Source organism: Thermodesulfobacteriota bacterium, assembly GCA_036482575.1.
Classification (GTDB): domain Bacteria; phylum Desulfobacterota; class GWC2-55-46; order GWC2-55-46; family JAUVFY01; genus JAZGJJ01.
In genome coordinates this window covers 1-9,199 of record JAZGJJ010000126.1, presented here as the reverse complement: position 1 = coordinate 9,199, position 9,199 = coordinate 1, and the positions used below count along the sequence as shown (strand labels likewise).

The following is a 9,199-nucleotide window of genomic DNA, read 5'->3' as shown; positions in this document are numbered from 1 at the left end:
GCCCCGGAGAAGAAGTTCGAAACAAATCCGAAGAGGGCCACATAGAGACCGAGGGAGACGACAAGGAGGGCCGTGACCAGCACCCCTACGGCCATCGGCATGCCGCCGTAGAAGTACATCGAGTGTACGACCCAGTAGACCGTGCCGAGGAAGAACGCCGTCCCGCACGCCCAGCCGAGGAAGAACGCCCTTTTAGGAGTCGTACCGTCGAGAGCGTAAAGGAGCGGCACGAACCCGACCCATGCCAGAAAGCCCATATCGAAGGGCGGGAAGGCCAAGACAAGGATAGCGCCGGAGATAACTGAAAGAAAGAGTTTTCTCATTTAAGAACGGTCGAGAATAGCCGGAAGATAAGGAGGGTAAGGCCGCAGCCCAGTAGCGCTCCAAGAACTATCTCGAACCTCGTGTGTATGCCGCCGAGCATCCTCGATTGGCTCACCATGGCGGCCATGCCGAAGGTAAGTACGGTAACCAGCGGGTCGAGGGTGAGCAGAGCAACCGAGGTCCAGAGAGAGAACGCCACGGCCGCGTGCCCGCTCGGCATGCCTCCGTGGAGCGGCCTGCCGCTGCCCGTCATCGCCTTGGCCGCCACTACACCTATAAGGACGATGATAAGGGCCACTACGGCGATATGGACCGAGAACTCCTTACCCTCCCTCAAGGCAAGGCCCATGGGCTCGGAGATGTGGCGCACGAAAACCACATACGCCATCACCGCCACCCCTACCCCCGCTATGAGTACCGCGCCGGCGGAGACGTCTTTTACGTTCTTTGCGATGAGGTTGTGGCGCTCCTCGATCAGGTCCACCGCCTCCTCTATGGCGGTATTGATCATCTCGGCGAAGAGAAGAAAGAGGACGGCCATGGTGAAGAGTACGAACTCGACGAGCGGAAGTTTCAGTATCAGACTCAACGCCAGCACGAATACGGCGATTATGTAGTGGTACCGTATGTGCTTCTGGGTCTTGAAGGCGTATATAACGCCCTCTATGGCGCAGTTCAGGCTCTCGATCCAGTTCCGGGGTTTTTCTATCTCGGGCCGCTCGTCCATTAAACCATGCCGCGCTCTTTAAGGCCGGCCAACAACTCTTCTTCCTTCCTCTTCATCTTCGCGGCCTGGCGGCCCCCGTTTACGTGGTCGTAGCCAAGCAGGTGCAGGGTCCCGTGGACCAGCAGCCTCGCCAGCTCCTCATCGAGGCTCGCGCCGTACTCCTGCGCCTGGGCGCGGGCCCTCTCGACCGACACTACTACGTCTCCTAACATCCGGGGATCGTCCATTGGAAAGCTGAGGACATCGGTGGGGCTGTCGATGTTGCGCCAGCGGCTGTTGAGCTCCCTTATGCCGGGGTCGTCCACGAGGAGGACGCTGACCTCCCGCTCAGTTGACCCCGAGTCTTCTAAGACGACCTCGACCACCCTTTTTATCTTCCCCGGCCTGAGCTTCTTCCCCGTCCGGTCTTGTACCAGGACCTTCACTCCCTCCCTCCTTCTCGATGTAGGCGGGCTCGGGATAGTCTATCCTCTGATGGTATATCCCCGAGAGCACGCGGTTAAAACTTCCGGTTATGAGATGCAGATCCTTCAAGGTCAGTTCGCACTCGTCGAGCTGACCGTCGACGAATATGCGGTTAACTATCTTCTGGGTCATGCCCTGTATCTTCGTGGGCGTTGGGTCGGGGAGCGTCTTACTGGCGGCCTCTATGGCGTCGGCGAGCATTACAATGCCGGCCTCCCTCGTCTGGGGCCTGGGGCCGGGGTAGCGGAAGTCCTTCTCGTTCACCTCGTGCACGCCGGAATCCTCCTGCTCCTTGGCCTTCTGGTAGAAGTAGGTTATAAGAGAGGTGCCGTGGTGCTGCCGTATGACGTCGGTTATCTCGTTACCGAGCCCGTAGTCACCGGCCATCTCCACCCCCTCCTTTATGTGCTTGGTCAGCACGAGCGCGCTCATGGAGGGTGTCAGCTTTTCGTGCTTGTTCTCCCCGCCGTTGACGTTCTCGATGAAGTAAAGCGGCATCCTCGCCTTGCCTATGTCGTGGTAGTAGGCGCTGACCCTGGCCAGGAGCGGGTTAGCGCCTATGGCCTCGGCCGCGGACTCGACGAGCGTGCCGATAACTATGGAGTGGTGGTAGGTGCCCGGGGCCTGCACGGCCAGCCCCTTAAGCAGCGGATGGTCCATCCTCGATAGCTCGAGGAGCTTTATGTTGGTGGTGTACCTGAAGAGCATTTCGATAAGCGGCGCCAGACCCACGGCCAGGACCGCGGTTATAAGGCCGTTCAGGAACCCTGCGATTATGCTGAAGACCGGCCCCGTCGCCCCGCCCCTGACCGCCGCTATGCCCAGGAGCGCCACGGCGTTTATGGCCCCCACGCTGAACCCGGCCTTTATCATCGTGGAGCGCTGGGTGGCGTGGCGTACCTCCATGGCGGCCACCACGCCCCCTATGAAGAAGTAGGCCCCTATAGCGAGGCTCCAGCCGAGGAAAAGCCCGGCCATAATGGAAAGGACCGCGGCGAATACGAACGCGGTCTCGGAGTTCAGGAAAAGCCTCACCAGCATGGGCCCGACGGCCACGGGTATCATGTATATATAAACGGTCTCCGGGACCACGGGCAGGACCGCTTGCATAACGGCGGCGGCAAAGCCGAAGAGCCTCAGGAGGAACATCACCCCCAGGAATATGACAGCCATGAGGAGAAGGTCCCTCTGACCGTGCGCGAACTTCTTTATGTTCCTCGACGCAAAGAGATATACGACGGCAATAAAGAGTACCGTGAAGACGAAGAGCCCCGCCGCGGGCAAGAGGAAGCTCGAATCCTTCATCGCCGTCTCTATGAGCTCTAACTTATTGAGCGCCTCGGCGGTAATACGCTCCCCCTCCCTGACTATCGTCTCGCCCCGCTTGAGCGTAAACCCCTCGGCGGCCATGTCGACCGGGCTCTTCATGTCCATTACCGCCACGTCCCCGGCCTCGTAGTTGAAACCGAAAAAGGTAAGGGCCGGGAAGAAAAGTACCGCGGTAAGGAGGGAGACGGCGATAAGGAGCGTCACCTTGCCGACGTCCGGCCTGACGGGCCGCATATCTTTGGCGGCGGTCTTTACGAGCCTCTTAAACGTATCGGCCGTAACCTTCATACCTCCTCCACTATGTGCGCCTCTTTCTCCCTCTCGACCTTCTCAAACGCCCTTATAACTTCCTGTACGAGCGGGTGCCTCACCACGTCGGCCTCGGTGAAGTTGACGAACCGTATGCCCTCGACCTCGTCGAGTATCTTCCGAACCTCGACAAGCCCCGAGGGGCGGGCAAGAGGAAGGTCTATCTGGGTTATATCTCCGGTGACAACGGCCTTGGAGCCGAAGCCGAGTCTCGTCAGGAACATCTTCATCTGCTCGATGGTGGTGTTCTGCGCTTCGTCCAGTATGATGAACGAGTCGTTAAGCGTCCTGCCCCTCATAAACGCAAGCGGGGCGACCTCTATGACACCCTTCTCCATGAGCCTCTGCACCCGCTCGAGGTCCATCATGTCGTGGAGGGCGTCGTAGAGCGGCCTCAAATACGGGTCCACCTTCTGCGCGAGATCGCCGGGGAGGTAGCCGAGCTTCTCGCCGGCCTCCACGGCCGGGCGGGTAAGTATTATCCTGTCCACCTCCTTGGCCGCGAGCGCCGAGACGGCCGCGGCCATGGCTAAATAGGTCTTGCCCGTACCCGCGGGACCTATGCCGAAGACTATATCCGAACCCCTTATGCAGTCGATGTACCTCTTCTGGGTGATGCTCTTCGGCACTATGCTCTTCTTCTTGAACGAGACGTATATGGTATCGGTAAATACGTCGGCGAGGCGGGCTTCCCCGTCCTGAGAGAGTATCCTTATCGCATTGTCGAGATCCTGCGGGTAGAGCGGACAACCCCTCTCAAGGAGGCCGTAGAGCTCCCGGACGAGGCGCTCGGCAAGCGCCACGTCCGCCTCTTCACCCTGGACCGTGACGACGTTGCCCCTGCTCTTGAGCTCCACCCCGAGCTTTTCCTCTATCGTCTTGAGGTTCTCCCCTCCCTTACCGAAAAGACTCATGGCGAGCGAGTTGTCCTCAAGCGTTATCCGCTTCGCCTCCCCCTCTTTCTTCTTTTTTTCGGGCCTGCCACTCATAGGTTGGCCGCCTCCTCCTTTGCGTGGGGCTCCCTGAACCACATAGGGTCTATGTCGGGAAAAAGACAGTCCCTCTTGGAGACAAGGGCGAGAAACTCGCTATCCGCTTTGCCGAGCCCCGCCCCGCCCCCCCCGGCCTTCTTACTCGCCAGGGCCGAGAGTCTCTTGAAATCCTTATAGTGCCTTAAAAGACGCATCTCGGCATAGTCCGAGGCCGAACGCGTGGAGATGAGAAACTGCCAGTCCGAGGAGACCAGCAGAAAGAACTCCCTTGCCGCCTGCTTCAGTATCTCCTGAAGCTCCGGGTCGTCGGTCCTGTCCCCGTACTTAAGCGCCAGACCGTGCATCTCGTCCTCGGCCTCGTATATGTGGTGCCACGTCCAGGTCGTCGTCTCGTTCAGCCATATCCCGTGGTAGCCGCCTTCACCCCATGAACCCTCGGGCAGGGATACGACCTCCGTGGGCCTGCTGGCGTCAAGGTACTCCCCTGCCGTAACCGAGGCCACCTCACCATCGGCATGCAGGCACTTTATCACGTGATATATCCACTCCGGCCCCTCACTCCACCAGTGACCGAAGAGTTCGGCGTCGTAAGGGGATACGACGATACCGTCCTTACCGGTCTTCTCCCGGTGAGCGGCCAGGTTCTCTTTTATAAGCCCGACGAAGTGGGCCGCGTGCTCCGGGACCCTGCCGTAGGCCAGTTCCGGGCTGTAGGGCTGCTTGTCCGCTAGGTCCGCCTTCGCGTCCGTAACCCTCCAGTACCTGTGCCCGCCGGGGAACCTCTTTTTGTGGAACTCCAGATAGTTCTCGTCGCCCGGGTAGCCCCATTCTCCGCTCCATACCTGCATTCCCGTTTTCGGATCCCTTGTAAAGACCGCCACCGGCTTCATGTCGACCCCGGGTCCCGCACCTACCAGATAAACGTTATAGGGTGTCCTGTCGCTGACCTCCGGAAGCGGCTCGTACTGCTCCATGAACCTCTCCCAAAGATCTTTAAGACCCTCAAGCCTGTCGCGGTAGACCCCCACCGACTCCCCGCCTTTCAGCAGATGCGAATCCACAAAGAAGTACTCCAGACCGTTCTCACCAAGGAACTCTTCAACCCCCTTCCTGAGATACGGCTCTTGCTCCTCCCCTTCGCCACCCACCGGCGGACTCCACCGGTATGAGGGCCTGTAGGCGCACTCGGGGAGCCATATACCGCGTGGGTCCCTGCCGAAATGCCTCCTGTAGGAGACGACCGCCTGCTTCACCTGGGCGTAGATGCTCGTATCCCTCGAAAGGAGCGGAAAGTAGCCGTGGGTAGCGCCACAGGTTATAATCTCTATGTGACCGCCGTCCTGTAGCTCCCTGAACCCCCCCAGGATGTCCTCGTTGTACCTTTCCACGAACTCCGTATGTCTGCGGCCGTAAAAATCCCTCCACATGCGGGCGACCCCGGCCATCTGCTCATCCCCGAGCCCGGTAAACTCCTTGATATCCGCCTCGGCAGCAGCGATTTTCTGCTTTAGATAGCCCTTGAACCCCTCCTTGAAGCCGTCGTTTGCGAGCATCTCGGTCAAAACGGGCGAGAGCCCGACCGTCACCCCGGGGCTCATACCCTCGTCCTTGAGACGGTTAAAAACGTCAAGTAGGGGCAGATAGGTCTCCGCCGCCGCCTCGTTTAGCCAGTCCGTGCCGTGCGGCCAGGTGCCGTGAGAGAGGACATAGGGCAGATGGCTGTGGAGCACGAGGCTGAAAGAACCCAATTTTTTCACAAAAATACCTCCATATCGAACGCTTTTTATCCTTGGAAGTTTATCACAAGGACCGTGCTTTTGCAATTTTTCGTTGCCGCAGTGTGGAGAGAGAGAAGTGGGGGAGATGCCATAAAAAAACCCGGCATAAGAAAACCCCGGCTCGATGCCGGGGCTTGGAGAATGGCTTTTATTTCCTTTATTTCCGTTATTTCCCTTATTCCCCCTATGCCCGGTTGTATCAGGCGGTGGCCAACTCCCCGGTAAGGGCCGGCCTCCTCGCTGCCGGTTCTTCGGCCGCGAGCGAATCGACCACTTCCCACCTCCTGGCGTTCTTGAGGACCTTCTGTACGAACTTATGGTTCAGGGCATGGCCGGAGCGGTGGGCCACAAGGCGCCCCACTATCGGCATACCCAGGAGCGCAATATCACCAACGATATCAAGGACTTTGTGCCTTACAAACTCGTCGGGATAGCGAAGGCCGCTCTCGTTTAGTATGCTGGTATCGCCTATCACGAGCGCGTTACTCAGCGAACCTCCCTTTGCCAGCCCTTTTTTCCTGAGTATCTCCACGTCGCGATGGAAAGTGAAGGTCCTCGCGTCCACTATCTCGCCGGTAAAGACGTCTTTTGAAAGATGGCCGGAGAAGGACTGCCTGTTAAGGTACGGGTGCGCAAAGTCTATGGAATAATCTATGGAAAGCCCATCACCTTCGGCCGGGAAGAGATGGACGAACTTGTCTTCCTCGTCCCCGACCCTTATGGGCCTTTTAATAACGAGATACTTTCTCGGGGCGGACTGGGTAGCCAGGCCCGCCTCCTCTATCATGTCCACGAAGTGGGCGGCGCTGCCGTCCATTATGGGCAGTTCGGGGCCCTCCACCTCGACGAGCGCGTTATCCACACCCAGGCCGTAAAATGCGGCCATAAGGTGCTCCACCGTGCCTATGGTCACTCCACCGGAGCCAAGGGTGGTCGCAAAGTTGGTGGCCACCACGTTCCGGGATACGGCCTTTATCGGGGGTGAACCGGGCAGATCTTTTCTTATGAAGCATATGCCCGTGTCCTCGGCCGAGGGGCTGACCCTGACCTTCACCCGCAAGCCGCTATGGAGCCCTATGCCCGAGAACTCGATCATATCCTGGATGGTCTTCTGCAACATGCCTATAAGCATATGCAAAACATGTACCAAAAGGGAAACTTAAATAAAATCAAGGGGTTGAATATTGGGAGGGGGGGTCCTGTGTGTGTAAAAACACCACTTGCGGGCTGCAATTCTCTTTTTTACAACAGTAGTACCCGAAAAGGGGTAATGGGTCAGTTTGATAAATCTTCTTCTTGCAATGCTTGTGCTGGGGGACGTATGAATAACTGGCAATGAGGAAGGGAGTTAATAAAGTCCGGTGATTACTGTTACTGTACAGTCAGATTATCCCCCCCCTCATCATCTACACGGTATTTACCTAATTTTTCTATTTGAGTGTCAAGTGTTCCAGGGCTTTTTCTTTGGAAGGCCTCTGTCAACAACGCGACGAGGCATTCGTGTTCCTTATTCAAGTAACGCCATGAAATAAAGAATACGCCAGGCATTACAACAAGAGATGCTAAGATGCCCCCTAACCCAACTATCCACCAGGTAGCCTTACTCTGTAGCCAAAGAATATCGCCCGATACCATAGGAATTGCGTTAGTATCCATAAAGGTTGCAACTATCAATATTACAGCCGTTGCGGGCAACGCAAAAAATGACATCCAATAATCGGAATCTCGGAGCACCATATCGTGAAAACGTCCAAGATACCAGCGTTTAAGTCTCCAGCACTTCCCGTACGTCCAAGCCCTGCGCAAAAGTTTGCTATGTTCCCTAACGACCGTAAAGCGAAGCCGTAAGTCCTTGCACTGTTCAATAAACCCGTGTTTTTCACGGGAAGAACCTTTGAATTCATATCCCGTATACCCTTGCAGTGCCCTCGCCATCTTCGCGATGTAATCAACGTCGACATCTTCGAATTTTTTCTTTCCGGTAGTTTCATTACACTCGCGCCAGCATCCATTGTCTCTTTTATCGCATACGCTACCTGTGCCACCACCAAGGGTAGTCGTACCTCTCGCCTGTTCACGCAACGCCTTCAAATTTTCGCGCCTCTTCCACCCAAGGAAGGCCAAGTTAAACACAACGGAAATTTCGGCAAGGTATGCCAACTTCAAGTAGCTAACAATGGCCGGGTCAGACATCTCTTAATTCCTTCCACTATTAAAAAAAACAGCCTCTTACATTAAATAAAGGCTGCACATAAAACCTGTTTTGGCGTACCATCAGGGGATGCACTGGTATCGCTTGGTAGACCGAGGTGTCAATCTGTATTTATTTTGCTGGCAGTAAGTGGTAGAGGGGTACATCCTTTTATTTTAAGCATATCACCAAAAGAGTCAATAAGCCTCTGGCCTTTTACCCCAGCATTGAAGGTGCCGATGGCAAGATGAGCCTTGGTGTCCAGTTCATACCGCAGGGCATGTTTGCCTTTGTCAGTAGTGACCACCATGAAGTGATTTTTGCACTCCTTCAATTTCTCATCTGCCTGGTACAGAGTAATTTTACCTTCGTGCTCTTCAAGAAGATGGCCCACGAAGGCATTATCCTCCGGTTTTGGACAGCCTTCCTCGTTTAATTGCACAATAACTTCCAATCTGCTCTCTGCACTCTTCCCCAAGAAACTCATGGCGGCATCTATCACCCCAGGCCGGCCGTATACATCCGGGTTAAGGTGGTCGCTTAGGATACGCACTTGTCCCTTCGCCTCCAAGAAGAGCCGCTTAATCATGATGCTGGCATGCTCTTTAGAGCTATTATTTACGAATTCTGTTGACTCAGTCTCCGCAAGCTTTTCGAGAGTATCCTCGTATGCACTAAGGCTCTCTTCTGCACTAAGACTCTTCTCTGCACTAAGACTCTCTCCCATAACGGCCTCCTCCTTTCTCCTCCTTCTTTAACGAAAAAAACCGGCACCAACGCACAAGGCAACGCGCTGAGCCGGAAAAAAGTAAAGTATCGTCCGTAACCCTCAAGGGCAACACCATAAAAACTCCGCCTTAAAGACTAAGAATGTGGCCCAAGGACAGGAATCATACCCATAATTATTAACCCTATTACAACTTTTTAGGATTGTCAAGGGAAATCCAACAAAATCATTATATGCCCCAAGGATCGGTATTTTTCTTCAACTTCTTTAAGTATAGCATAACATAACCGCCCAAACATTGGAAGGGAAAGATCTTTCAAGCTGACCCACTACCCGCTGGGCGAGGCCCGGTACCAT

The 9,199-nt window shown here is 55.7% G+C and carries 9 protein-coding genes; all 9 read right to left on the bottom strand.

Features of this window, described 5'->3' with window-relative positions:
- Window positions 1–323: hypothetical protein (locus tag V3W31_05675; GenBank protein ID MEE9614430.1), on the bottom strand; the 323-nt coding region annotated here is incomplete at its 3' end.
- The gene (locus tag V3W31_05670) at window positions 320–1,051 is read right to left on the bottom strand and encodes a diacylglycerol kinase (protein ID MEE9614429.1); all 732 of its coding nucleotides are present in this window, start codon (window positions 1,049–1,051) and stop codon (window positions 320–322) included. The genes V3W31_05675 and V3W31_05670, both read right to left, overlap by 4 nt.
- Complete coding sequence (gene ybeY / locus V3W31_05665; protein ID MEE9614428.1) at window positions 1,051–1,476, bottom strand: rRNA maturation RNase YbeY; 426 nt, start codon at window positions 1,474–1,476, stop codon at window positions 1,051–1,053. Before ybeY ends, V3W31_05670 begins: the two co-directional genes overlap by 1 nt.
- Entirely contained in the window at window positions 1,379–3,133 is a 1,755-nt protein-coding gene (locus V3W31_05660) for an HDIG domain-containing metalloprotein (protein ID MEE9614427.1), read from the bottom strand. The genes ybeY and V3W31_05660 overlap by 98 nt, the downstream gene beginning before the upstream one ends.
- On the bottom strand, window positions 3,130–4,143 hold the full coding sequence (locus V3W31_05655; protein MEE9614426.1) for a PhoH family protein: 1,014 nt from the start codon (window positions 4,141–4,143) through the stop codon (window positions 3,130–3,132). Before V3W31_05655 ends, V3W31_05660 begins: the two co-directional genes overlap by 4 nt.
- Window positions 4,140–5,903: a 1,4-alpha-glucan branching protein domain-containing protein gene (locus V3W31_05650; protein MEE9614425.1), complete on the bottom strand. Its 1,764-nt coding sequence runs from the start codon at window positions 5,901–5,903 to the stop codon at window positions 4,140–4,142. Before V3W31_05650 ends, V3W31_05655 begins: the two co-directional genes overlap by 4 nt.
- Before the next feature lie 220 nt (window positions 5,904–6,123).
- The gene (gene lpxC / locus V3W31_05645; GenBank protein MEE9614424.1) at window positions 6,124–7,056 is read right to left on the bottom strand and encodes a UDP-3-O-acyl-N-acetylglucosamine deacetylase; all 933 of its coding nucleotides are present in this window, start codon (window positions 7,054–7,056) and stop codon (window positions 6,124–6,126) included.
- A 239-nt stretch (window positions 7,057–7,295) separates the two neighbouring features.
- Window positions 7,296–8,117 carry a hypothetical protein gene (locus V3W31_05640; protein ID MEE9614423.1) on the bottom strand — a complete coding sequence of 274 codons (822 nt, stop codon included), beginning with the start codon at window positions 8,115–8,117 and terminating at the stop codon, window positions 7,296–7,298.
- A gap of 119 nt (window positions 8,118–8,236) precedes the next feature.
- Entirely contained in the window at window positions 8,237–8,842 is a 606-nt protein-coding gene (locus tag V3W31_05635) for a hypothetical protein (GenBank protein ID MEE9614422.1), read from the bottom strand.
- Between the last annotated feature and the right edge of the window lie 357 nt (window positions 8,843–9,199).

What these genes read in the sequence shown, in the direction of transcription:
- V3W31_05670 (MEE9614429.1), bottom strand. Translation starts at nt 1,051, where the DNA reads ATGGACGAGCGGCCCGAGATAGAAAAACCCCGGAACTGGATCGAGAGC.
- V3W31_05660 (MEE9614427.1), bottom strand. Translation starts at nt 3,133, where the DNA reads ATGAAGGTTACGGCCGATACGTTTAAGAGGCTCGTAAAGACCGCCGCC.
- V3W31_05655 (MEE9614426.1), bottom strand. Translation starts at nt 4,143, where the DNA reads ATGAGTGGCAGGCCCGAAAAAAAGAAGAAAGAGGGGGAGGCGAAGCGG.
- lpxC (MEE9614424.1), bottom strand. Translation starts at nt 7,056, where the DNA reads ATGCTTATAGGCATGTTGCAGAAGACCATCCAGGATATGATCGAGTTC.
- V3W31_05640 (MEE9614423.1), bottom strand. Translation starts at nt 8,117, where the DNA reads ATGTCTGACCCGGCCATTGTTAGCTACTTGAAGTTGGCATACCTTGCC.
- V3W31_05635 (MEE9614422.1), bottom strand. Translation starts at nt 8,842, where the DNA reads ATGGGAGAGAGTCTTAGTGCAGAGAAGAGTCTTAGTGCAGAAGAGAGC.